Origin of the sequence: Vibrio sp. B183 (assembly GCF_000740665.1) — a bacterium.
GTDB lineage: Bacteria > Pseudomonadota > Gammaproteobacteria > Enterobacterales > Vibrionaceae > Vibrio > Vibrio coralliilyticus.
The window spans coordinates 1-23,165 of the sequence record NZ_JPQB01000040.1 but is presented as its reverse complement, the minus strand read 5'-3'; the positions used below and the strand labels follow the sequence as shown (position 1 = coordinate 23,165).

The window sequence follows — 23,165 nt, the reverse complement described above, 5'->3', positions numbered from 1 at the left end:
TTACTCTGCCTTTGCTAATTCAGCACGCATCTGGTCGATAACTTCTTTGTAGTCAGGTTGGTTGAAGATCGCGGAACCTGCCACAAACATATCCGCACCCGCTTCAGCGATTTCTCGAATGTTGTCCACTTTGACACCACCATCAATTTCCAGACGGATGTCGCGGCCAGACTCATCGATCATCTTGCGTACTGCGCGTAGCTTATCCAATGTTTTAGGGATGAAAGATTGACCACCAAAACCTGGGTTCACTGACATCAAAAGAATCATATCGATCTTATCCATGATGTATTCAAGGTGAGAAAGAGGTGTTGCTGGGTTTAGTACCACACCCGCTTTACAACCATGTTCTTTGATCAGTTGTAGTGTGCGATCAACGTGCTCAGATGCTTCAATGTGGAAGGTAATCATAGACGCACCGGCTTTGGCAAAATCCGGGATAATACGATCAACTGGCTTCACCATCAGATGCACATCAATCGGTGCAGTAATACCGTAATCACGCAGTGCCTGACAGATAGGAGCACCAAAAGTCAGGTTAGGAACGTAATGGTTATCCATAACGTCGAAGTGAACCACATCTGCACCCGCTGCGAGCACTTTTTCAACATCTTCACCAAGACGAGCCATGTCTGCAGACAAAATGGATGGAGCGATAAGGAAATCTTTCATACCTGACCTCTAGAATTTATTGGGCAAAACCATTGAATACAAGTTGAGCGCAATTCTACCGAAGCTAAAGGCCAGAAGATAGATGAGATAAGAGAAATGTCGTTAGTGCTGATCGTCTGGCTTAAACAGTGCCAGTAGTTCATCCACTTTATTACGCCCAGCGCCATTGCGGCTGATGGTGCGCTTCACTTTAACAACATTGAGTTCCGCACCGTGGTACAAGCGGCGAGTGAGCGTGGTATCGTGATTAGAAATCAACACCGGAATATGGCGCTCTTTCGCCGCTCTTTCAGCTACATCCGCCAAGGCTGCCTGATCGTCTAACGTAAAACCGTTACCGGCATAGGAGGTAAAGTTGGCGGTATTAGACAGTGGCGCATACGGCGGGTCGCAATACACAACACTGCCTTTCCGAGCACGTTTAAAGGTATCGGTATAGCTTTCACATACAAACGTCGCTTTCTTGGCTTTTTTGGCAAAGAATTCCAGCTCAGCTTCAGGGAAGTACGGCTTTTTATATGAGCCAAAAGGAACGTTAAAGCCACCTTTCTTGTTGTAGCGACATAGGCCGTTAAAACCGAAGCGGTTCATATACAGAAAAGCCAAAGAACGGTACATCACGTCGTCTGTCGCATTAAACTGCGCTCGGATCGACAAGTAAGCTTCTTTGCGATTATTCTCAGGCACAAACCAACGCTTTGCTTCGGAAATATACGCTTCCGGGCTCTCTTTGAGTAAGTTGTAGAGATTAATCAAATCTGGATTGATGTCTGCAAGCAGGTACTGCTCATAGTCAGTATTCAGGAAAACCGAACCAGCGCCAACGAACGGTTCAACCAGCTTACGCCCTTCAGGCAAGTATCGCTGGATATCTTCGACAAGTCCGTATTTTCCACCTGCCCATTTCAGGAAGGCACGCTGCTTCTTCATCTACTGCTCTATCTATCAACCACAAATTAAGGCTGCGGAATGTAACATATTTTCCCGCTAAGCTCAGCGTTATTTCACTCGATCAATTTCACGGTGGACCTGACTGAGAGATTTAGCCCAAGGATCCAGCTGCTGTAAATCAGCTGGAAGCGCTTCAACGGCATCTCTCGCCACCTGAATGGTTGGATAGTTTTGATAAGTGATGATAAACCACTCTACTTCGTTGCGAACAGTCGGGTATATATACACATTGTCAGCCAAATTATGCTTATCTAAGAAGACTTGTACATCCTCCAGAGAACGCACAGCGGCTAATTGAAGGGTATAACTGCGAGGGGAGAAGCTCTTCAGCTCATCTTTTGTGAAAGAAAACTTCACAATTGGCTTTTCTACCTGAGTGGCAACCTCAGTTTGCGCGGCAGGTTCAGCCACCGCACTCGATGTTGTGTCAGGTACATCCGATTTAGGGACCGATTGCTCAACCACTTCTTGTATCGCTGTCGTGTCGACTTTTTCAGGCTTACCTTCCAACAGAGCGTCCACGACCTCTGATGTGATCACAACGCGTTGATGATCATCTGAAGCATTACCTACACTCGAAGTTTGCTCGGTCACTGCCGGAGGAAGGGATTGCGAATCATCTTCTGCCGAAGACAACATAGGATCAGAAACCGGCTCTTCACTTATTGAGCCTTGCTGTTCAGCGTCAGATTGAGCATCAACAGGTAACGTTGGAATCACAGTCTGCTCGATAGAGTCTGTCACCTGCTGCGCTTTGTCATCTGGAGAAGGTTGGCTCATCATCCACCAGTAACCACCACCTATCAGCACCAGCAACGTAATCACCACCAATGCAATATTGATTGGTGAACCAATGATTGAGCGGATAATGATCCTTTTTTCCACTTTATGATCCCCTAAAGCCATAATCTCACCCGGACGACGGGCAACAGTTCGGTATGCGTTACGTACACGCTTCTCTCTCTCATCTTCGACAAAGCGAATCACTAGGTGTTCAAAGAATCGATCCGCTTCATCCTGGGTCAGCGGTTCAATCTCTAAATCAATCGGCTTGTGATCCTGACCATAGCTAAGGCGGGTCAGTAGCACATCAAGACTATTGGACTGAGCGAACAAAACCACGTTGATTGTCCAAGCCGGATTTTCCTGCGCTTCGAGAATCAACATCCACAATTCAGAGACAAAGGATTCCTGCAGTAAATCGGCATCATCAACGACGATAACAGCATCGCAGCTTTCCCCTTCCATCTGGCGGGCAAAACTTTCGGCTAATGGGTCGGCAGGATTGAACATCGGCTCAGAAAAGAGCTGAGTCAGAATCATGGTGCGGCGTTGTTGGTCATCCTGACTTGGATGACACATCAGGAGCGATTGGTTTTTATCTGACGCCCACGCTTCAAGGTAGCGTTGGGCGAGCCAAGATTTACCGGCCCCTGATGCACCGCCAACAGTGACTAAGTTTGACCCGAAGTTAGTCAGCAATTGCATTCGCTCAAGCAATTCTACTTGAGAATCTAACTCCAACACACGGGATTCATGCGTCAAACTCATTCAACCATCCTAATGACAGTCCACTGTCTAAAGAAAAGAACTTAGATATCGCGACAAAAATCGATCGCTTGCTTGATGACCGATTCAGGCACACCTTTAACTACTTCTGCGCTGCCGATGCTGGTTGGCAACACTAAACGCAGTTCACCAGAGAGCACTTTTTTATCGCGCATCATGTGTTTCATGAAGTCGTCAAAAGTCATAGTGTCTGGTGTATGCACAGGCAATTGTGCTCTCTTCAGTATAGAGAGAATTCTCTCTACTTGCTGCTCTGTGATAAGCCCTTGAAGCTGCGCAGTTTTTGCTGCCATCACAGTGCCGGAAGAAACCGCTTCGCCATGTAGCCATTTACCATAACCTAACTCAGCTTCGATCGCATGACCAAATGTATGACCTAGGTTCAGTAATGCACGAATGCCGGACTCTTTTTCATCTTGAGCCACCACTTCCGCCTTAATTTGGCAGCAGCGCGCAATGGCATAAGTCAATGCTTGCTCATCGAGTTCGTACAGCTTGTTAAGGTTCTCTTCTAACCAGACAAAAAAGTCCTGATCGTAGATGATGCCGTACTTGATTACCTCGGCAATGCCAGCAGCAAACTCGCGTTCAGGCAGCGTCGCTAGGCAGTCGGTATCAATGATCACTGACTTTGGTTGGTAGAAAGCACCAATCATGTTCTTACCCAGCTTGTGGTTCACCGCCGTTTTACCGCCAACCGACGAATCCACCTGAGACAACAAAGTGGTCGGAATTTGGATAAAGTCGACGCCACGCTGATAGCACGCTGCAGAGAAGCCAACCAAATCACCAATCACACCACCACCAAGGGCAATGACAACAACATCGCGAGCGAAATTACCTTCGAGAAGGTAGCTCATCACGGTATTGAAAGTATCCAGCGATTTGTACTGTTCGCCATCTGGTAGCTCAAGAACTGAGGCTTCACAGCCCACTTGCTCAAGAAGAGATAAGATTTTATCGGCATACAAAGGCGCTACCGTGACATTGGTAATCACAACAACTTTTTGTTTTGCTGATAAAAATGAAAGGTGGGCCGGATCATTGAATAATCCGGCACCAATTGAGATTGGATAGCTACGCTCACCTAAACTGACCGTAATCCGTTCCATGGGTATTCTCCAGTTGCTAAAATTTAACGTATTAACGTTCTTCTAGCATTTTTACGATCTGGTTGGCTACCACTTTTGCACTTTGATCGTCAGTACGTACTGTGTAATCCGCGATCTCTTCGTAAAGAGGGTTGCGTTCACCAGCTAGTGACTCCAACACATCACGAGGGTTATCCGTCTGTAGCAGAGGACGTTTCTTGTCACGGTTGGTACGTGCAAGTTGCTTTTCAATCGTAGTTTCTAAATAAACAACGATACCGCGAGCCGATAAACGGTTGCGGTTTTCTTTACTCTTGATAGAACCACCGCCTGTTGCCAGAACAATACCATGTTCTTCTGTCAGGTCGTTGATCACCCTTTCTTCACGGACACGGAAGCCTTCTTCGCCTTCTACGTCAAATACCCAAGCGATATCTGCGCCAGTGCGCTCTTCAATCACAGTGTCCGAGTCAACAAACTCCATATGAAGTTGTTGAGCCAAGTGTCTACCAATTGTACTTTTGCCGGCACCCATTGGGCCAACAAGAAAAATATTGCGTTTTTCAGCCATGTTCAGCAGTAATTTACAACGTTAATTCAATGACATCGCCACAAGAAAACCAAGATTTCTCTGGTCAAAGATATGCTTGTGGCACCTATTCCTCACAGATAATTCGTGATAAGACCCGAAATTATCTAGATAAGGTGACACTAATGCAAATTTATTTTTGCCTGTTTGTTGATTGATTAAGGCGTAACCACTGTTGGCGTTACAAAAATCAACAACTCGCTCTTACCCATTTGCTGATAAGTTCGTCGAAAAAGCGCACCTAGCAAAGGAATGTCGCCTAACAACGGCACCTGATCGACCGTATCAGAAACACTGTGCTGATAAATACCTCCCAGAACAATGGTTTCGCCATTATTGACCAGTACCTGAGTACCGATACGTTGCGTGTCTATCGCAACGGCTTCCCCAGTGCCGGTTTTGACCACTTGACCCGGCCTATCTTGGGTGACATTCAGGTCGAGAATCAAGCGGTTATCCGATGTGATTTGCGGGGTGACTTTTAAACTTAAGACTGCTTTTTTAAAATTCACACTGGTTGCACCGCTTGAGGCCGCCTCTAAATAAGGAATTTCAGTCCCCTGCTCAATGTAAGCAGGTTGCTTGTTAGTCGTAATCAGACGCGGACTGGAAATGACTTCCGCTCTCGATTCTCTTTGTAACGCTGACAGTTCTAAATCCAGTAAAGTGTCACTGCCCAGCTTGGCGACCTGAAAAGCAATCGTCGAGGCATTCACTGACGTTGCCGCTAAGTTGACGTTGAGAAAATCGTCCAGTGACGAGTCCGAATCACCATACAGATTGAGATTGGCTAAGTTATTTTCTATCGAGCCTCCCACACTGTGACTGCCGTTGGTCGAACTGAACCCCCAACGCACACCCAACTCCTGTAAATCACCTTCATTCAAGCTGACTATGCGCGCCTCAATTTGTACTTGTTTCACCGGCACATCTAATGCCGTAATGACCGCCTTCATCGCTTGAATATTGATAGCAACATCGCGAATTAACAGGCTATTGGTTCGAGTATCGATTGAAATCGCCCCTCGTTCAGACAACATCCGCGTCGCAGCGCTATCGCTCAGTAATGCCGCAATATCTGCCGCTTTGGCAAACCTCACAGCGATAATCTCAGATTCTAACGGTTGAAGCTCAGCCGTGACTTTCTCCTGTTCCAACTTTTGTTGTCTGAACTGAGCAATTTCAGCCGCCGTTGCCACCAGCAACACACTGCCATCCATGCGCTTCTCTAATCCCTTCATACGCAAAATGATATCGAGTAACTGTGGCCACGGAACCTCCTTCACTCTCAGGGTCAGATTGCCAGACACGGCATCTGACACAACCAGATTAAAATCGTTGTAATCCGCAATCTGCTGCAATACCTGGCGCACCGGAATATCCTGAAAATTGACGGAAAGCTTGTCTGTCCTGCTTTCTTCTACCTCAAGTTCATGCTTCATCTCTTCACTTCTTGCGGTATTAAGCGTAACAATCAAACTAAACAGCAGCACACTGAGCCACCTTGCTCTCTTACAAACCATTTTCGATATCACCTAGTTCATCGCTAACCTGACACTTCTGGCTGTCCAGCACCCTTGATGATCTTTCACCATCTCACGAATTTGAATCACATCAGAGGAAATACTGGTGATGATGCCTTTGTTGATACCAATTGAATGCCCAAGCTTCGATTTAATAATGTTCCCGGAAGGAAGCTCGATCAGTGCAGTGTGTTCGCGCTCTTTGCCCATCGTACCGGCCAGCCGCAGTTGCTGAAGAGGATAGCCTGCCAGCTCACCCTTTGAGGCGACGTTAGGGTTCAACTGACAAAGTGGCTTCTCGGTACGAACGCGTGAAATGCTCAGAGGCAATGCAAAAGGATCTCGCTCTGATTGAAAATCGGAACCCACTCGTAGATGAGATCGCTCAATAACAGGGATAAAGTCAGTGATCTCGTCCTGTTGATGCTGTGCTGCTTTAGGCACAAGCAATTCAAGAGGTTGTTGATTTGCTCTACATCCGATCAATATCAGTGTTATGAATGGCATGACGAACTTAGTTGGCATCACTCATCTCATGGTTAGATTGAAAGAGATAGATGTGGCCTTTGACATGCAGCGTATTACTACCAGCCTGTACTCTTCGCCAGTGTAAGGCATCAAAGTGAACCGGATAAGATAACGTTAAGATTGATCGAAAGAAGGCCGTAATTTGACGGTAGCGCCCTGTGAGCTCAAATTGCAGCGAGCGTTGTAGGTAGGAATCAGCATGTGTTTGACTTCCCTGAACTATGCGTGGAAACACCAAATCATGTTGCTCCGCAATTTGATGAAGGTCACTCAAAACTTGGGTTAATTCCATCGGCTGCAGTACTTGTTTTTCCAGAAAATGTTTTCTTTTCCGCAGCGACTCGAGCTCACTTTTACGTTGTTCTAGAGACGACACATTGTGACTTTTCGACTGAATAGCACTTAGTTGCTGTTTCTCCTTAGCCAGTTGCGAATCCAATCGTGCGAGTTGTGGGGACAGGAGAAGGGCATAACCCAATAACAACAATACTAGTAGATAAGTACCTAACATGATAAGTTGCTGGAACTTGGGTAGCTGAGCTAGCGTTACCAGTTCAATATCACGTAGATCAATCATATTCTGGTCCCACTAACTCAAAGGTCAATGTGAAAACCTGATAGTTTTGCTCACTCTGTGACTGATGGTGTAACACCGATTGCATGGCGACCGACTCAGCCATAGGCGTCCGCTTAAGCTGCTCTAACAACATAGACAGCTGCTCCATTGAGGATGCATTGCCATGCAGCCTGACTTGCCTGCCTGTGGTATGTATCTGCTCTAGATAGATATCGTTTGGGAGTACGCTTGGCAATAGACTCAATAGCAGGGCGGTTAGATAACGCCTAGAGTCCAAACTGCGTAAAGCAGCAAACTCACTGTTCAATTCCTCTATCTCTTTTTCGAGGGCACTTAACTGCGCTTGTTGCTGCCCTAGCTTGCTATCCCACCTAGTTAGTTGCTCGACTCTCCCCTGTTGAATATCCAGTTGTAACTGCAAATATCGGCTCATGCCCGCGATGCAAAACACAGCAACAACACTCATCGCAAAAAGACTCAGCAGGAATCGACGGATTTGCATCTGACGTTGTCTTTCACGCCAAGGCATCAGATTGATATTAAGCTGCATTATGCTTCTCCAACCAAGAAGCACCACTTAACGCCAGCCCAAGTGCTTGGGAAAATTGAGGGCCGAAATCTGCTCTCGTTTCTTGCTTGCAGCGGCACAAATCATCCAGCTTGAGCGGAATACACGACAATCCCGCATCGGACTCCATTGTTTGAATAAACGAAGAGAAGAAATGTATTTCACCACTTAGCCAAACCCCATCGGGTTTGATATCCAGTAGCTGAATATGGAGAACTAACTTTTCTAATGTCTTGTGAATGACATCGTGTTCCAGACTTTCTAGGCTGAACGTTTTGTCTATCAGGCGCAGTGGCTCAGCTTCACAATACAACGCGATTCCGTGCCAGTTGAAGTCAATCAGCAACCAATTGGACTGTTGATATTGTTTTGCAGCACGTTGCCATAACCGCGCAAGGTTATGTGAAAAGGGGTTGATCAGAACAGGCTTCATACCCGCTTTAAGACATGGCGCAACCCGACTATCCACACACCCTTTTCTCACCGCGTAGACTTGATAATCTTGCTCCTTATTGTGGGACAGTAAGGTAAAATCCAAATACAGCGCTTCCACATCCACAGACGACTGCCTCGCAAAAGCTTGAGTAATAGCGAACTGGCATTCGGCATCACTCAAATTGCTATCTATTTGTAATTGCTTACTTATTACTGAACTATCAGGAACACTCAGACACACTTTGCGACTAAATAGTGGCAAAGCCTTTCTTAGTTCTTTGAGTTTCTTTACAATTTTCTGATAATTTAACCTGTAGTTATCAGTGAAAATGTCCGCTTCGACTGGCATTTGGTGATAACCAACAAGTGCAAAAGTGTCTTTTTCAGGCTTTAAGACCACCGCTTTGATACTCTGGTGGCTGATATCTATGCCTGTAATTAGTGATTTACCCATATAGCTCAGCTCCATAAACTTGCTTAGCGCTTAGGCTTAAATCGTTGATTTAGTAAGCACATAAACAGATTTGAGCTACGTTTTAGCTTAAACTACCTAGGTTTGCATAACGTAAGCTTAATTAATCAGGGATTCTCCGGTGAAGTTCATAAAGCGATTGTTTATTTTCGTATTGGTTTGCACGGTACTTGGGGTCGGAACCATTGTTGGTTTCTACTTCTACGTAAAACCAGAGTTGCCCGATGTGGCGACTTTAAAAGATGTCAAACTGCAGACACCAATGCAGATATTCACTCAAGACGGCAAGCTGATCTCACAGTTCGGTGAGAAGCGACGTATTCCAGTCACCTATGATGAAATTCCCCCACACCTGATTGAAGCGCTGATCGCAACAGAAGACAGCCGTTTCTACGATCATCCCGGCATCGACCCTATTGGTATCGCACGTGCCGCCGTTGTAGTTGCCCTTTCAGGCTCAGCCAAGCAAGGCGCGAGTACGATCACTCAGCAGCTAGCGCGTAACTTCTTCTTGTCCAATGACAAAAAGATCATGCGAAAAATTAAAGAGATCTTTATCGCTATTCACATTGAACAACTGCTGAGTAAAGAAGAGATCCTTGAGCTGTACGTGAATAAAATTTTCTTAGGTTACCGTTCGTATGGCTTTGGCGCAGCAGCGCAGACTTACTTTGGCAAAGACCTGCAAAACCTTACGTTGAGTGAAATTGCCACCTTGGCGGGCATGCCAAAGGCCCCATCAACCATGAACCCTATCTACTCGCTTCAGCGTGCCACCAGCCGCCGCAACGTTGTCCTTAAGCGTATGCTGGATGAAAAGTACATCACTGAAGATGAATATCAACAGGCTCGTGCTGAAGAGATCATGTCGCGCTACCATGGCGCAGAGATTGAACTGAGTGCGCCTTATGTAGCTGAGCTGGCTCGTGCGTGGATGGTAGCGCGTTACGGCGAAGAAGCTTACAGCTCAGGAATGAATGTCTACACGACGGTGGATTCTAAACTACAGTCTGCAGCCAATGAAGCGGCGATCAATAACCTGCTAGCGTACGATGAACGTCACGGGTACCGCGGCGCTGAAAAAGTCCTGTGGAAAGCAGGTCAGACAGCATTCGATGAACAAAAAATTGACGACACTTTAGACCGAGTGCCAACCTACGGCTCCCTACTCCCTGCGGTCGTCATACAAGTCACAGCTCAACAAGCAACTGTCTGGGTGAAAAACCAAGGCGTCAAAACTCTCGAATGGGATGGCATCAAGTGGGCGCGTAAATTCCTCACCGATGACCGCCAAGGCCCAGCACCAAAAGCGGTCACGGATGTACTGGAAGAAGGTGAACAAATTTGGGTCCGTCAGGTAGAAACACCTGTTGAAGATGGCGAAGCGCAAACAGCTTGGCACTTAAGCCAGGTGCCAAATGCCAATACCGCTTTTGTTGCTATGGACCCAGAAAATGGCGCAGTCTTGTCTCTGGTTGGCGGTTTCAACTTCGTTCACAATAAGTTCAACCGCGCTACGCAATCCGTGCGTCAGGTTGGCTCCAGCATCAAACCGTTTATTTACTCAGCGGCAATCGATAAGGGCCTGACTCTGGCGACATTGGTCAATGATGCGCCAATCAACCAGTGGGATAAGAGCCAAGGGACAGCATGGCGCCCGAAAAACTCGCCTCCGACCTACATCGGACCAACTCGCTTAAGAATCGGCTTAGCACAATCTAAAAACGTTATGGCAGTGCGCGTGCTGCGTGAAGTGGGCTTAGACGAAACGCGCCAGTATCTGACTCGATTTGGCTTCGATATTGATCAAGTACCACGCTCTGAGACGATTGCTCTTGGTGCAGGCAGTCTGACACCAATGAAGATGGCACAAGGCTATTCAGTGTTTGCTAATGGCGGCTACTACGTTGAACCACATTACATCAGTAAAGTGGAAGGCCCGTTTGGTGATGTAGAGTTTGAAGCGACACCGAAATCCATCTGTCGTCAAGACTGTGAACAAACGGCGACGGATGCCGCCACTAACGAGTTCCAAGAACAAGACGTTGAGCCTCAAGATGATCAAACACCTCAATACGCGCCGCAGGTGATCTCTGAACAGACTGCGTTCCTCGTGCGTGAAATGATGTACAGCAACATTTGGGGTGGTGGTAACTGGCGAGATGGTACAGGTTGGAATGGTACTGGCTGGCGAGCACAAGCTCTGAAGCGTCGCGATGTGGGCGGCAAAACGGGTACCACCAATGACTCGAAAGATGCGTGGTACAACGGCTATGGACCAGGCATGGTTGCAGTATCCTGGGTCGGTTTTGATGACCACAACCGTAAGCTAGGCCGCACCAAGCCAAACAGCAATTTAGGCAAAGGGCAAATTTCTGGTGCCGAAGCCGGCGCGAAAACCGCTCAGCCAGCTTGGGTTGACTTCATGCACACCGCCCTAGCGGGTGTCCCTGCTCAGCAGAAAATCATACCGCCGAATATTGTTCGCGTAAGAATTGACCGTGATTCAGGGCTGCTGACCAACAAATTCGACTCAAGCTCGATGTTTGAGTACTTCCTTGAAGGGACAGAGCCGACTGAGTACGTCACTGATGAAATTACTGACAGCATCTACACCTCTGCTGAAAGTGAAGAGTTGTTCTAACCAGCATCAAAACAGAAAGGGCGGATGTCATGACATCCGCCCTTTTTTGTTCGCTGGATTTACTTGGCTTCAAGCTGATGCTTTATTGCTTCGGCCAGCTGTTCGAAACGCGCACGTAGCGGCGAACCAGGGCGGTACGCCAGAACAATACTTCGAGAAGGCACTGGGTTAGTCGCTCGGACATAACACACACCATCTTTTTGCTTTTCTTTCGGTAGCGATAGCTCGGGTAACAGAGTGATACCGGCACCTGCAGCGACCATGTTACGCAGAGTTTCAAGACTCGTCGCTTTGAAACGCTCATCATCTTTTGCCCCAGCGGCAAAACAAAAACCCAGCGCCTGATCGCGCAGGCAATGCCCATCACCCAGTGCAAGCACGGTTTTGCCATTCAGTTCCAGCATATCGATCTCTTCAAGACCAGACCATTCGTGATCGCAAGGCACGGCCACGCTCAATGGCTCTTCATATACTGCAATTTCTTTGAATGGGGCGGTTTCGGCCACCGATGCTAAAACCAGACAATCGAGCTTGCCATCTTCCAACTGACGCACCAACTGGTGAGTCTGTGCTTCATGTAAGAACAGTTCTAGATCAGGGAATTGCTCCTTCAACGTCGGTACGATTTTCGGCAATAGATAAGGACCAACAGTTGGAATAAAACCTATGTGCATTGGCCCTGTCATGGCTTCGCCTTGACCATTCGCCATATCACGAAAGGTTTTTACTTCTGACAGAATACGTTTGGCTTGATCCACCAGTTGTAGACCGGCATCAGTAAACAATACTCGACGACTACTACGCTCTAGTAAAGCTGTACCCAATTCATCTTCCAATTTACGGATCTGCCCGCTCAACGTCGGCTGGCTGACAAAGCAGGCTTCAGCGGCCTTACGGAAGTGGTTGTGCTCAGCGAGCGCTACCAGATACTCAAAATCACGGATATTCATCTTGCTAATTTACCTATCTCGATACGATAGAAAACATCTATCAAAACCATAGCATTAAACGATTAGAGCTATCAAAGGAAATTTAGAATAATAACCTCATCGAAACAAAGCCACTTAGCAAAAGCACGCTAAGCTCTAATACGAATTAATCAGAATCTACCAAAGGACACTACTATGTTTGCGTCAAAAGAAGGTCAAAACGTTCCACAAGTTACATTCCCAACTCGTCAAGGTGATGCTTGGGTTAATGTCACCAGCGATGAGCTGTTTAAAGGCAAAACAGTGATCCTGTTCAGCCTGCCAGGTGCATTTACACCAACCTGTTCATCGAGTCACCTGCCTCGCTACAACGAGTTGTTCCCAGTCTTTCAAGACCACGGCGTTGACGAAATTATCTGTGTCTCTGTGAATGACACTTTTGTGATGAACGCTTGGAAAAATGACCAGGAAGCAGACAACATCACTTTCCTACCAGATGGTAACGGTGAATTCACAGATGGTATGGGGCTACTGGTTGACAAGAACGATCTTGGTTTTGGCAAACGCTCATGGCGCTACAGCATGCTGGTGAAAAATGGCGTGGTGGAGAAAATGTTCATTGAGCCAAACGAGCCAGGCGACCCGTTCAAAGTGTCTGATGCTGATACTATGCTGAATTACATCGCACCTAACTACAAAACGCAGGAATCGATCACTGTATTCACTAAACCAGGCTGCCCTTTCTGTGCCAAGGCGAAACAAAACCTTATCGACCACGGTCTTCAGTATGAGGAAGTGATTCTGGGTAAAGATGCAACAACAGTAAGTTTACGTGCTATCTCAGGCCGTACGACAGTACCTCAGGTCTTCATTGGTGGTAAGCACATTGGTGGCAGCGAAGAGCTTGAATCTTACCTAGGCTAATTATATCGCTCCCTCGATTCTCCAGCCTTACCTAAGGTCGGGGAATCTATTGCAGAGCCCAGCCTCTATCTGAGTTTCACTCTGGTAGCGGACTCAAATTCATCTCCCCAGGTTGGCTAGGAAGCCTGGACAGACAAAGCGAGAACTAACAATGAAACAGCTCAATGTCGATGTTGCCATTATTGGTGGTGGTACAGCCGGTCTAGGCGCATACCGCTCAGCCAAAGCGCATACCTCAAGTGTCGTTATGATTGAAGATGGACCATACGGAACAACCTGTGCTCGAGTGGGGTGTATGCCCTCTAAGCTGCTGATCGCGGCTGCAGAAAGCGTGCATCAGATAGAAAAAGCACCGGGATTTGGTATCCATCCGCAAGGTGAGATTGTCATCAATGGTCGTGAAGTCATGGATCGCGTCAAGAGAGAACGTGATCGCTTCGTTGGCTTTGTACTTGAAGGTGTAGATGAAATCCCAGCTGAAGACAAAATCTCTGGCTACGCTAAGTTTGTCGACAACAACACATTGATGGTGGATGACCATACCCAGATCACGGCCAAACGTATTGTGATTGCAACAGGCTCTCGCCCGGCTTATCCGGGTGTCTGGAATGAGCTAGGGGATCGTTTGATCATCAATGACGATGTGTTTGATTGGGATGATCTGCCTGAATCGGTGGCCGTATTTGGACCGGGGGTGATCGGCCTTGAACTGGGGCAAGCACTGCATCGGCTCGGCGTTAAGGTCAAACTGTTCGGCCTCGGTGGTCAGGTAGGGCCGCTAACAGATCCTGAAGTGATGGCCTATGCCGACAAAGCGTTTAAAGAAGAGTTCTATCTTGATGCTGACGTGAAAGTCGAAAGCATGCAACGCATAGAAGGTGAAGATAAAGTCGAGATCCAATTCATCAATCACGATGGCGAATTGGAAACCTTCATTGTTGACTATGTACTTGCTGCAACGGGTCGCCGTCCAAACGTCGATCAGTTGGCAATCGAAAATACCCAAGTTGCCCTTGATGAACGCGGCGTACCAACAGCGGATCATTACACGCTGCAAACATCGGTAGACAATATTTTTATCGCCGGCGATGCCAGTAACCAGATTCCGTTGCTCCACGAAGCAGCAGATCAAGGCCGAATTGCTGGTGACAATGCAGGTCGTTATCCAGATATCCGAGCAGGATTACGTCGTTCGTCAATCTCGGCGGTATTCTCTGACCCTCAGATTGCAATGGTAGGTGAATCCTTTAAGCAACTTGAAACTCGTCTAGGCAACTGTGGCTGCTTCGCGACAGGAGAAGTGTCGTTTGAAGGTCAGGGCCGCTCACGCGTTATGCTGCGCAACAAAGGCGTCTTGCATGTCTATGGTGAACAAGGGACCGGGCGTTTCCTAGGAGCCGAAATGATAGGACCTAATGCTGAACATCTTGCGCACTTACTGGCTTGGGCACATCAAAATAAGATGACCGTTTCAGAAATGCTCGATATGCCTTTCTATCACCCGGTGATTGAAGAAGGGGTTCGCACTGCTCTGCGCGACCTGAATGCGAAACTGCACTTAGGCCCAGAGATGATTAAACACTGTCTTGATTGTGGACCGGGTTGCTAACCCTAAACAGACAATAAAAAACGAGCCAATTGGCTCGTTTTTTACATATAGACTCGTTATTTCTCAGCTGCAATCACAGAGATCTCTACCAACAAGGCTTCGCGCGCCATATCAGCAGTAACACATGCACGAGCCGGAGCGTGACCTTCAGGAACCCATGCATCCCATACCGCATTCATTTCCTGGAAGTCTTTCATGTCCTTCAAATAAATCGTCGCAGACAGCATATGCTCCTTGTCACTGCCAGCTTCAAGCAGCAGCTCTTCAACTTTATCCAACATAGTTTGCGTCTGTTCAGTAATGCCTTTAGTCGCATCCGCACACACTTGCCCACATAGGTAAATCGTGCCGTTATGCTTCACGATACGGCTCATACGTTGTTTAGTTTGTTGACGTTCGATCATTTTTATCACTTTCACGTTAGCTTGAGATATTATCAAAGCACATGTTACCCAATAAACGATGCTCATGACATGCGACTACTGTAAAAACAGCAACTGGTTCTGGAAAAAAATAGGCCGTTGTCAACGATGTATGGATCAGCTTACTGTGCTATCGGTATTGTGCTGGGTTATCTGGTGGTTTGCCTTCAGGGATAGCCCTCAAAGCATAGAGTCCATCGCTTTGATCATCGCAGGGTTCGCATTTAACGGCTTGTTGTTCCTTCACCTCTGGATGCGCTTTGTCATTTTGCCTTGGCGACGCAGAAACAAAAAAGGTTAGAGGTAATGGGTTTTGGGGAAACATTCTCGGTACGAGAAAAGAAAAAAGCCCCAAAATCAACGTCGATTCTGGGGCTCTCTTAGATTCTTCTAAGAAAAAGCAGTGGTACTTTAATAGACCCTGCCTTTTGAATAAGGTTCCCAAAAACATTCGATCTTTTTTGATCTTTCTTCGAAAACCTTAACCATCAATACGTTAAGCAACATTTGCTCGCGCGATGGATTTCTCAACCAGATTCACTTCTAGCGCCACTTCATCACAAGCGTGCTGACGAGGGCACTGATCACAATCTTTAAGCACTTTCTCCGGTAATAGCGACTTCGATGTCGGTAGAAAACTTTGCTTCATAAAGAACTCAGGCGTACGAGTCAGGACGAACACTTTCTTGATCGCCATCTGGCGCGCTTTTTCCACCAAGTACTGTACAATCGCGCTTCCTTGACCTTGCCCTTGCCAACCCGCTTCGACACCCAGTGAACGAATCTCGGCCAGCCCAGAGTCATAGACATAGAGCGACGCACATCCAGTCACCTCACCATGGTGCTCTGCAACGGCGAAAGAGCCAATATCTCTCACCAACTCACTGCGTGAACGAGGTAAGTTCTCCCCCATATTCGCCCAGTAGGTCACCATACCTTCTAGCGCTTCAATATCCGTTAAACGCGCAGGACGAACATTTACCGCAGAGGTATCCCGCTTGATAAGGCGTCCTTCCGCTTGCTCGACCGCATGAGCGACTTGCTTTGGAGAGACCCCACCCAGAGCACTACGCTTCTCAAGGCATGATTCTATCGTCAGTATGCTGTAAACATCTTCTTCTATGACTGAGGAGAACTCTTTCAGTTCCGCAATCGACAGTTCTTCTAACGCACAACCTTTCGCAATGGCCCCCACTACTGCAACACCCACAATATGGTGTGCTTCACGGAATGGGATGCCTTTAGCCACCAGATAATCTGCCAACTCAGTGGCATTGGCATAGCCTTGTTTCGCGGCTTCCAATGTGCGCTCGCCGTTTACTTTGATGCCATCAAAACAAAGCGCTGCCATTTCCATACAGTCGTTCCAGGTGTCTAGTGCGTCGAACAGCCCTTCTTTGTCTTCCTGCATATCTTTGTTGTAAGCGAGCGGCAATGCTTTCACCGTCATCATCATGCCAGCCAGTGAGCCGTAGACCCGCCCTGTCTTACCACGGATCAGCTCCAGCGCATCTGGGTTTTTCTTTTGTGGCATCAACGACGATCCAGAGGTCACAGTATCCGCCAGCTCAATAAAGTTTGACTCACCCGAGTTGTAGAAAATCATATCTTCTGCCAAACGCGACAAGTGAAGCATAGAGATAGAAGCTACCGACATCAGCTCCATAACATGATCACGGTCGGAGACCGAATCCAGTGAGTTACGTGTCGCACGGCGAAAGCCAAGGTAATGTGCCAGTTGCTCCCGGTCGATAGGATAAGCCGTTCCCGCCAAAGCACCAGAGCCAAGCGGGCAGGTATCTAAACGTTCGATGGCATCATGAAGACGCGAGTAGTCCCGCTCGAACATTTCCACATAAGCCAAACACCAATGAGCAAACGTCACTGGCTGGGCACGTTGCAAGTGCGTGTAGCCCGGCAGAACCGTTGCCTGATGCTCTTTCGCGACCGATACCATTTGAGATTGCAGACGGTCCAATGCCATCAGTAGCTGTTGACCTTGCTGACGACACCAGAGTTTAAGGTCAGTCGCGACCTGATCGTTTCTAGAACGGCCTGTGTGCAGTTTTTTGCCTAAGTCACCCACTTTGCCAATCAGTTGTTGCTCAACCCATGAATGGATATCTTCCGCGTCAGAACGAAGGATCTGATGAGGATCTTCCATCACTTCTAGCTTAAGTTCATTCAACGCCAGTTCTAGCTTCTGTTGCTCTTCTTCATTAAGCACATCCACTGATAACAACGCTTTCGACCAAGCGATTGAGCCCACAATATCTTGTTCTGCCAATCGGTAATCAAAGCGCAATGAATCGTTAAATTCTTTGAATCTCGTGTCTGCTGCTTGGGTAAATCTTCCGCCCCATAATGCCATTGCGTATCTCCTGATTACCGGTGCTCACTGTCAGTGCGAACAGTTTTTGATCTATTGCTATTTCTGGGTGAAACCCAGTATTTTTCTGATGGTTCAAACTTACGGCAATTCAAACCAAAAATAAAGTATTAATTCATTATTTCTACATATTTATTCATGAGCATTTTAAGCGCTGTTGTTTTGGTTACCAAAAAACAACGAACCCATTTGCTAAGCAAATGGGTTCGTCAGCTAGATAAGTTAAGGGTTACTTTTTCTGACTATTCAGCGCACGAATACGGCTAGACAGTGAGTAAAGGCGAATGAAGCCTTCTGCATGGCTTTGATCGTAAACTTCATCTTCACCAAAAGTAGCAAACTCTTCACAATAAAGGCTGTTCACTGAGCGCTTCTGGGTCACCGTAGCTTGACCTTTATACAACTTAATCACGACTTCACCGTTTACATCTTGAGCCAGTTCTTCTGACGCTGCGAGAATGGATTTACACAATGGTGTGAACCAACGGCCGTCGTATACAAGATGAGAAGCCTTAACGCCTAGTTCTTCACGGAATTCAAATGCGGTCTTATCCAGTACCAGCTGCTCAACAGCACGCAGCGCTTCCATCATAATCGTGCCACCCGGAGTTTCATAACAACCACGAGACTTCATACCAACCAGACGGTTTTCTACAATATCGATACGGCCAACACCATGCTTAGCACCTTTTTCATTCAGGTAAACAAGTGCGTTGTATGGCGTCATGTTTTCACCATCCACGCCAACCACTTCGCCTTTTTCGACTTTCAGCGTCACGTATTCAGCTTCATTCGGAGCTTGCTCAGGATCGGCTGTCCAAACCCAGCAGTCTTCATTAGGCGCATTCCACGTATTTTCCAGAACACCACCCTCTGTTGAGATGTGCCATGCATTAGCATCACGTGAATAAATCTTCGTTAGTGAAGCCGTACAAGGAATGTTGCGTTCAGCAAGGTAGTCCAGACACTCTTCACGGCTAACCAGATCCCATTCGCGCCAAGGGGCAATCACATGAAGATCAGGGGCCAAAGCGGCAAAAGCGCCTTCAAAACGTACTTGGTCGTTACCTTTACCTGTACAGCCGTGGCAAAGGGCATCGGCGCCTACTTTACGCGCAACCTCAACCTGAGCTTTCGCAATGATTGGGCGAGCCATCGATGTACCCAACAAGTATTTGCCTTCGTAGTAAGCACCTGTTTTCAGCGTCGGGTAGATGTAGTCTGCGACCATTTCTTCTTTCAGGTCAGCGACATAACACTCAGATGCACCTGAAGCCTTCGCTTTTGCTTCGATGCCTTCTAATTCTTCTGCACCTTGACCAACATCGGCCACAAACGCGACCACTTCACAATCATAGTTTTCTTTCAACCAAGGGATAATCACTGAAGTATCCAGACCGCCAGAATATGCGACTACTACTTTATTTACTTTTAACTTGCTCATTTTCTTTTCTCCAAAATCCCGGCTCTGCGCGTGGCGGTCAGTGCTACGGGTGACTTTTTCGTTCTTTTTGTTGTGCTCGTGCCTTAACACAAGCGACTAATTCTTAGATAAAAATTGTGTCCCGATGCTTTGCCCAGCAAACAGCTCTGCGAGCTTTTCTGGATAACGCCAGGTAGCCACTTCTATTGGTCGGCCTAAATCGTTAGCCGCTTCCAGTGCTGCATTGACTTTGACAATCATGCCGTCAGTGATTACCTGCCCATTGATCAAACTTTGTGCTTCTTGCTCATCTAAACTTTTGATCAGATGCCCTTTGCCATCCAAAACGCCACTGACGTCCGACAATAGAACAAGCTCGGCATCCAAGGCACCTGCAACGGCAACCGCCGCTTGGTCAGCATTGACGTTCATCATCTGACCTTCTGCAGTCAGGCCAATTGAGCTAATGATTGGTAATGTATCAGCAGCTAGAATCGCCTGTAATACCGTAGAGTTACCTGGTGTCGCTTTACCAACAGCACCAAGTTCTGGATCCAATTCTTTAACCTGACACAACCCACCATCAGCAAGAGATAACCCAACAGCATTCAAACCGTCTTTGATCGCCTGCCCCTGAAGCATCTTGTTCGCCGTACCGGCTAAAGCACCTGCTATCAAGGGAATTTGCTCATAGGGAGTGACACGAAGCCCGTCTTTTTTCAGCGTTTCAATCTGAAGCTGAGCCATAAGATCGTCCACTAGATAACCTCCTCCATGGACGATCACGATTCGTCGCTGAGCCTGCTTCTGATAGTCAGCAATTGCACTAAAAACCTGACTTAACGTCTCAGTACACGAAAGGGCTGCACCGCCCAATTTGATCACTAATGGAGTTGGTTTGTTATCTGTCATTACTTTTCCCTTTACCGACTTGCTTATACAAGGGCAGTTAACTCTGGAAATCCGTAGTGGATATTTAAACACTGCATCGCTTGACTCGATGCGCCTTTAAGCAAGTTATCAATCGCAGAAACGACAATGATATGCTCGCCTTGTACCTTCCAACCAATATCGCAGAAAGGTGTATTTTCAACATGTTGAATACTTGGTAACGTCGCTTGGTGCAGGCGCACCGCAGGTTTATTCTCATATGCCGTATTAAATGCTTTTGAGATCTGCTGCTCACTCACTCCGCTAGCTAACTTCATAGTGATGGTCGCAAGGATGCCACGTTTAAAGTTACCTAAGTGAGGGGTGAAAATTACCTCAGTCCCTAGATGAGTTGCGATCTCAGGTTGGTGCCTGTGGCTGAACACACCATAAGGCTGCAAACTCACTTCACAGAAACTGTTGGTCTTCGATGCTTTTCGACCAGCTCCCGAGACACCACTGGTTGCATTGATTACTGGCCACTGAACAGAATCCAGCAAACCCGCCTCGACCAAAGGTTTAATCGCAAGCTGTGAGGCTGTTGGGTAACAGCCCGGCACAGCAATGAGCTGGCTGTGTTTAATAGCGTTGTGGTTCCACTCAGCAAGACCGTAAGCTGCGCTATCTAGCCAATCTTCATGTTGATGCTCAAAGCCATAAAATTCGTTATAGAAGCCGTGTTTCTTAACTCGGAAAGCGCCCGACAAGTCGAATACCTGGCAACCTTGTGTCAAAAACGTAGGCGCGATGTCGTGGCTGACCTCATGGGCAGTAGCAAGAAAAACCACATCGCTTTCCGCCGCTACATCATTGATATCTTTCAAAGGCTCTACAGGCTGACTGATAATACCTGCCAGTTTTCCATGTAGCTCAGAGATACATTTACCGGCATCAACACTATTGGCGGATACATATAAACCTGATAGCGTAAGTTGTGGGTGTTTATGCACCATCAGTGCTAACTCAGCTCCGGTATAACCGCTGGCGCCAATAATTGTAGTTTTGAGCATCTCAGACATCCATTAAGACCTTAAAATCGTCACACAACCAGTGACTATAAATTTAATAAACTTAGCTTTTAATGGTTTTTTATTCATTAAAACTGATTTATTATGTGTTTTACCTTCATTATTGATTTATGTCAACAGGCAAAGCGAACTTAATATGCAAATACCCAGTTTTCTTGAGGTCTACAAAGGCCTGATTTCTACCTCTTCCATCAGTTCAACCGATCCAAGTTGGGATGAAGGGAATGCAAAAGTCATTGAAAAGCTTGCCAGTTGGATGCAAGACATAGGTTTTGAAGTCGACATTATCGAAGTCGAACCCGGGAAGTTTAATCTGTTAGGTAAAATAGGAAGCGGTGAAGGAGGTCTGTTGCTGGCTGGTCACAGCGATACAGTACCTTTCGATGAAGGCCGCTGGAATTACGAACCTCATGCCCTCACCGAAGCGAATAACCGCTTCTATGGTCTAGGAACGGCTGATATGAAAGGTTTCTTTGCTTTCATTCTTGAAGCAGTAAAGGAGGTTGACTGGAGTAAACAAAGTAAGCCGTTATATGTCTTAGCGACTTGTGATGAAGAGACAACCATGCTTGGTGCACGTCATTTTACCGATAATGCACCATTCAAGCCGGACTATTGCATTATCGGGGAGCCTACTAGTTTGGTTCCGATACGAGGCCATAAAGGCCATGTTGCCAATGCTATTCGAGTCACAGGCAAATCTGGCCATTCGTCAGATCCGGCTTTAGGAGTCAACGCCATTGAAATCATGCATGAAATCCTTTTTGCCATGATGCAGTTGCGTGACAAGCTCATCAAAGAGTATCACCATCCTGGGTTCGCGATTCCAAGCCCAACACTTAACCTTGGTCATATTCATGGTGGAGACAGCGCTAACCGCATCTGTGGTTGTTGTGAGCTTCATTATGACGTACGCCCTCTGCCTGGGATAAGCCTTGATGGCTTGGATAACATGCTTCGTGGCGCCTTAAAAGAAATCGAGACCAAATGGCCTGGCCGGATTGATATAACACCTCTACACGAACCGATTCCTGGTTACGAATGTCAGCATGATCATCCTTTTATAGGAGGCGTGGAAGAGATATGTGGCACTGACTCAGAAACTGTCAATTACTGTACTGAAGCTCCCTTCCTTCAACAGCTATGTCCAACGCTAGTACTTGGCCCGGGGTCTATTGACCAAGCTCACCAACCGGATGAATTTCTGGCGTTTGAGTTTATCGACCCTACTGTCGAGATACTTTCCAAAGCTATGTATAAATATTGCTTCTAGCCAACCTAAGACGAGTACTTCAGCACTCATCTCCAGATATAAACAAGCCCGTTGCGCCAGCAGCGGGCTTTAAATTTCATATTCTAAAAACTACGAAGCCCGATCTGGAGATTGGGCTTCTATATAAAAGTCGGTTCGATTGAGTTTGTAGATTCCTACAGCCAAACGCAAGTTGGATTTGTTCCCTTGAGGTGGATAGCTTTGCCCCTAAACAACAAAACCCAGTCCTTAGACTGGGTTTCTCAATAAATGACTAACAGTAGTGGAGAGAGTTAGTTAAGGGTTATGGGCAACCGGAACTCGTTGGTCACAGACCCCAAATAATATTTCATATACGAAAAAGCCCTAACATTGCTGTTAGGGCTTTCTCTGAATAAGTGGCGGAGCGGACGGGACTCGAACCCGCGACCCCCGGCGTGACAGGCCGGTATTCTAACCAACTGAACTACCGCTCCGCACTGGTTAGACACTAAGTCTAAATTTAAAGCCTGGCGATGTCCTACTCTCACATGGGGAAGCCCCACACTACCATCGGCGCTATTGCGTTTCACTTCTGAGTTCGGCATGGAATCAGGTGGGTCCACAACGCTATGGTCGCCAAGCAAATTCTTTAATTCGG

The 23,165-nt window shown here is 47.0% G+C and carries 21 protein-coding genes, 1 tRNA gene and 1 rRNA gene; 5 read left to right on the top strand and 18 right to left on the bottom strand.

The annotated features are described in order from the left end of the window. The 10 genes from rpe to pilM form a co-directional block, all read right to left on the bottom strand. Nucleotides 1-672, bottom strand: a complete 672-nt coding sequence (gene rpe / locus IX95_RS25190) for a ribulose-phosphate 3-epimerase (protein WP_006957145.1) — start codon at nucleotides 670-672, stop codon at nucleotides 1-3. A gap of 102 nt (nucleotides 673-774) precedes the next feature. Next, complete coding sequence (locus tag IX95_RS25185) at nucleotides 775-1,602, bottom strand: Dam family site-specific DNA-(adenine-N6)-methyltransferase (protein WP_006957149.1); 828 nt, start codon at nucleotides 1,600-1,602, stop codon at nucleotides 775-777. Between the two features lie 69 nt (nucleotides 1,603-1,671). Next, nucleotides 1,672-3,174, bottom strand: a complete 1,503-nt coding sequence (locus IX95_RS25180; protein WP_038165026.1) for an SPOR domain-containing protein — start codon at nucleotides 3,172-3,174, stop codon at nucleotides 1,672-1,674. A 41-nt stretch (nucleotides 3,175-3,215) separates the two neighbouring features. Further along, entirely contained in the window at nucleotides 3,216-4,304 is a 1,089-nt protein-coding gene (aroB, locus tag IX95_RS25175; RefSeq protein WP_021458026.1) for a 3-dehydroquinate synthase, read from the bottom strand. A 31-nt stretch (nucleotides 4,305-4,335) separates the two neighbouring features. Then, complete coding sequence (aroK, locus tag IX95_RS25170) at nucleotides 4,336-4,854, bottom strand: shikimate kinase AroK (RefSeq protein ID WP_006957155.1); 519 nt, start codon at nucleotides 4,852-4,854, stop codon at nucleotides 4,336-4,338. Nucleotides 4,855-5,030: 176 nt separating this feature from the next. Next, entirely contained in the window at nucleotides 5,031-6,395 is a 1,365-nt protein-coding gene (locus tag IX95_RS25165) for a type IV pilus secretin PilQ family protein (RefSeq protein ID WP_081885484.1), read from the bottom strand. 12 nt (nucleotides 6,396-6,407) lie between these two features. Beyond that, complete coding sequence (locus tag IX95_RS25160; protein WP_038165022.1) at nucleotides 6,408-6,920, bottom strand: pilus assembly protein PilP; 513 nt, start codon at nucleotides 6,918-6,920, stop codon at nucleotides 6,408-6,410. Continuing rightward, nucleotides 6,910-7,500 carry a type 4a pilus biogenesis protein PilO gene (gene pilO / locus IX95_RS25155; protein WP_038165019.1) on the bottom strand — a complete coding sequence of 197 codons (591 nt, stop codon included), beginning with the start codon at nucleotides 7,498-7,500 and terminating at the stop codon, nucleotides 6,910-6,912. Before pilO ends, IX95_RS25160 begins: the two co-directional genes overlap by 11 nt. Further along, on the bottom strand, nucleotides 7,493-8,050 hold the full coding sequence (locus IX95_RS25150) for a PilN domain-containing protein (protein ID WP_038165016.1): 558 nt from the start codon (nucleotides 8,048-8,050) through the stop codon (nucleotides 7,493-7,495). Before IX95_RS25150 ends, pilO begins: the two co-directional genes overlap by 8 nt. Beyond that, a complete protein-coding gene (gene pilM, locus IX95_RS25145) occupies nucleotides 8,040-8,957 on the bottom strand; it encodes a pilus assembly protein PilM (protein ID WP_038165013.1) in 918 nt (305 codons plus the stop codon). The genes IX95_RS25150 and pilM overlap by 11 nt, the downstream gene beginning before the upstream one ends. A 139-nt stretch (nucleotides 8,958-9,096) precedes the next feature. Here pilM and IX95_RS25140 point away from each other — a divergent pair, with 139 nt between their 5' ends. Next, nucleotides 9,097-11,619: a penicillin-binding protein 1A gene (locus tag IX95_RS25140; RefSeq protein WP_038165010.1), complete on the top strand. Its 2,523-nt coding sequence runs from the start codon at nucleotides 9,097-9,099 to the stop codon at nucleotides 11,617-11,619. Between the two features lie 59 nt (nucleotides 11,620-11,678). Here IX95_RS25140 and oxyR read toward each other — a convergent pair whose 3' ends face one another. Next, nucleotides 11,679-12,569: a DNA-binding transcriptional regulator OxyR gene (gene oxyR, locus IX95_RS25135; RefSeq protein ID WP_038165007.1), complete on the bottom strand. Its 891-nt coding sequence runs from the start codon at nucleotides 12,567-12,569 to the stop codon at nucleotides 11,679-11,681. A 174-nt stretch (nucleotides 12,570-12,743) separates the two neighbouring features. Between oxyR and IX95_RS25130 the strand changes: the two genes are divergently transcribed. Continuing rightward, nucleotides 12,744-13,472: a redoxin family protein gene (locus IX95_RS25130; RefSeq protein WP_019278114.1), complete on the top strand. Its 729-nt coding sequence runs from the start codon at nucleotides 12,744-12,746 to the stop codon at nucleotides 13,470-13,472. 151 nt (nucleotides 13,473-13,623) lie between these two features. Beyond that, complete coding sequence (locus IX95_RS25125; protein WP_038165004.1) at nucleotides 13,624-15,081, top strand: dihydrolipoyl dehydrogenase; 1,458 nt, start codon at nucleotides 13,624-13,626, stop codon at nucleotides 15,079-15,081. Between the two features lie 56 nt (nucleotides 15,082-15,137). Here IX95_RS25125 and IX95_RS25120 read toward each other — a convergent pair whose 3' ends face one another. Beyond that, a complete protein-coding gene (locus tag IX95_RS25120; protein WP_006957166.1) occupies nucleotides 15,138-15,485 on the bottom strand; it encodes a RidA family protein in 348 nt (115 codons plus the stop codon). Between the two features lie 64 nt (nucleotides 15,486-15,549). On the opposite strand from IX95_RS25120, the gene IX95_RS26175 reads away from it, so the two are divergent. Continuing rightward, nucleotides 15,550-15,804 (top strand): DUF3624 domain-containing protein, encoded by a 255-nt coding sequence (locus IX95_RS26175; RefSeq protein ID WP_038509266.1) that lies wholly within the window; start codon nucleotides 15,550-15,552, stop codon nucleotides 15,802-15,804. A gap of 195 nt (nucleotides 15,805-15,999) precedes the next feature. On the opposite strand, the gene argH is transcribed toward IX95_RS26175, so the two are convergent. From argH to argC, 4 genes are all read right to left on the bottom strand, one after another. Then, on the bottom strand, nucleotides 16,000-17,874 hold the full coding sequence (gene argH / locus IX95_RS25110; protein ID WP_038164999.1) for an argininosuccinate lyase: 1,875 nt from the start codon (nucleotides 17,872-17,874) through the stop codon (nucleotides 16,000-16,002). A gap of 247 nt (nucleotides 17,875-18,121) precedes the next feature. Next, nucleotides 18,122-19,336, bottom strand: a complete 1,215-nt coding sequence (locus IX95_RS25105) for an argininosuccinate synthase (RefSeq protein ID WP_038164996.1) — start codon at nucleotides 19,334-19,336, stop codon at nucleotides 18,122-18,124. 96 nt (nucleotides 19,337-19,432) lie between these two features. Continuing rightward, nucleotides 19,433-20,227: an acetylglutamate kinase gene (gene argB / locus IX95_RS25100; RefSeq protein WP_038164994.1), complete on the bottom strand. Its 795-nt coding sequence runs from the start codon at nucleotides 20,225-20,227 to the stop codon at nucleotides 19,433-19,435. A gap of 23 nt (nucleotides 20,228-20,250) precedes the next feature. Continuing rightward, complete coding sequence (argC, locus tag IX95_RS25095) at nucleotides 20,251-21,255, bottom strand: N-acetyl-gamma-glutamyl-phosphate reductase (RefSeq protein ID WP_038165057.1); 1,005 nt, start codon at nucleotides 21,253-21,255, stop codon at nucleotides 20,251-20,253. Nucleotides 21,256-21,409: 154 nt separating this feature from the next. Here argC and argE point away from each other — a divergent pair, with 154 nt between their 5' ends. Further along, nucleotides 21,410-22,546 (top strand): acetylornithine deacetylase, encoded by a 1,137-nt coding sequence (gene argE / locus IX95_RS25090; protein WP_038164990.1) that lies wholly within the window; start codon nucleotides 21,410-21,412, stop codon nucleotides 22,544-22,546. Between the two features lie 378 nt (nucleotides 22,547-22,924). Here argE and IX95_RS25085 read toward each other — a convergent pair. Then, nucleotides 22,925-23,001, bottom strand: a tRNA-Asp gene (locus IX95_RS25085). A 31-nt stretch (nucleotides 23,002-23,032) separates the two neighbouring features. Next, nucleotides 23,033-23,148 (bottom strand): 5S ribosomal RNA (gene rrf / locus IX95_RS25080). Between the last annotated feature and the right edge of the window lie 17 nt (nucleotides 23,149-23,165).

What these genes read in the sequence shown, in the direction of transcription:
- rpe (WP_006957145.1), bottom strand. Translation starts at nt 672, where the DNA reads ATGAAAGATTTCCTTATCGCTCCATCCATTTTGTCTGCAGACATGGCT.
- IX95_RS25185 (WP_006957149.1), bottom strand. Translation starts at nt 1,602, where the DNA reads ATGAAGAAGCAGCGTGCCTTCCTGAAATGGGCAGGTGGAAAATACGGA.
- IX95_RS25180 (WP_038165026.1), bottom strand. Translation starts at nt 3,174, where the DNA reads ATGAGTTTGACGCATGAATCCCGTGTGTTGGAGTTAGATTCTCAAGTA.
- aroB (WP_021458026.1), bottom strand. Translation starts at nt 4,304, where the DNA reads ATGGAACGGATTACGGTCAGTTTAGGTGAGCGTAGCTATCCAATCTCA.
- aroK (WP_006957155.1), bottom strand. Translation starts at nt 4,854, where the DNA reads ATGGCTGAAAAACGCAATATTTTTCTTGTTGGCCCAATGGGTGCCGGC.
- IX95_RS25165 (WP_081885484.1), bottom strand. Translation starts at nt 6,395, where the DNA reads ATGGTTTGTAAGAGAGCAAGGTGGCTCAGTGTGCTGCTGTTTAGTTTG.
- IX95_RS25160 (WP_038165022.1), bottom strand. Translation starts at nt 6,920, where the DNA reads ATGCCAACTAAGTTCGTCATGCCATTCATAACACTGATATTGATCGGA.
- pilO (WP_038165019.1), bottom strand. Translation starts at nt 7,500, where the DNA reads ATGATTGATCTACGTGATATTGAACTGGTAACGCTAGCTCAGCTACCC.
- IX95_RS25150 (WP_038165016.1), bottom strand. Translation starts at nt 8,050, where the DNA reads ATGCAGCTTAATATCAATCTGATGCCTTGGCGTGAAAGACAACGTCAG.
- pilM (WP_038165013.1), bottom strand. Translation starts at nt 8,957, where the DNA reads ATGGGTAAATCACTAATTACAGGCATAGATATCAGCCACCAGAGTATC.
- oxyR (WP_038165007.1), bottom strand. Translation starts at nt 12,569, where the DNA reads ATGAATATCCGTGATTTTGAGTATCTGGTAGCGCTCGCTGAGCACAAC.
- IX95_RS25130 (WP_019278114.1), top strand. Translation starts at nt 12,744, where the DNA reads ATGTTTGCGTCAAAAGAAGGTCAAAACGTTCCACAAGTTACATTCCCA.
- IX95_RS25125 (WP_038165004.1), top strand. Translation starts at nt 13,624, where the DNA reads ATGAAACAGCTCAATGTCGATGTTGCCATTATTGGTGGTGGTACAGCC.
- IX95_RS25120 (WP_006957166.1), bottom strand. Translation starts at nt 15,485, where the DNA reads ATGATCGAACGTCAACAAACTAAACAACGTATGAGCCGTATCGTGAAG.
- IX95_RS26175 (WP_038509266.1), top strand. Translation starts at nt 15,550, where the DNA reads ATGACATGCGACTACTGTAAAAACAGCAACTGGTTCTGGAAAAAAATA.
- argH (WP_038164999.1), bottom strand. Translation starts at nt 17,874, where the DNA reads ATGGCATTATGGGGCGGAAGATTTACCCAAGCAGCAGACACGAGATTC.
- IX95_RS25105 (WP_038164996.1), bottom strand. Translation starts at nt 19,336, where the DNA reads ATGAGCAAGTTAAAAGTAAATAAAGTAGTAGTCGCATATTCTGGCGGT.
- argB (WP_038164994.1), bottom strand. Translation starts at nt 20,227, where the DNA reads ATGACAGATAACAAACCAACTCCATTAGTGATCAAATTGGGCGGTGCA.
- argC (WP_038165057.1), bottom strand. Translation starts at nt 21,255, where the DNA reads ATGCTCAAAACTACAATTATTGGCGCCAGCGGTTATACCGGAGCTGAG.
- argE (WP_038164990.1), top strand. Translation starts at nt 21,410, where the DNA reads ATGCAAATACCCAGTTTTCTTGAGGTCTACAAAGGCCTGATTTCTACC.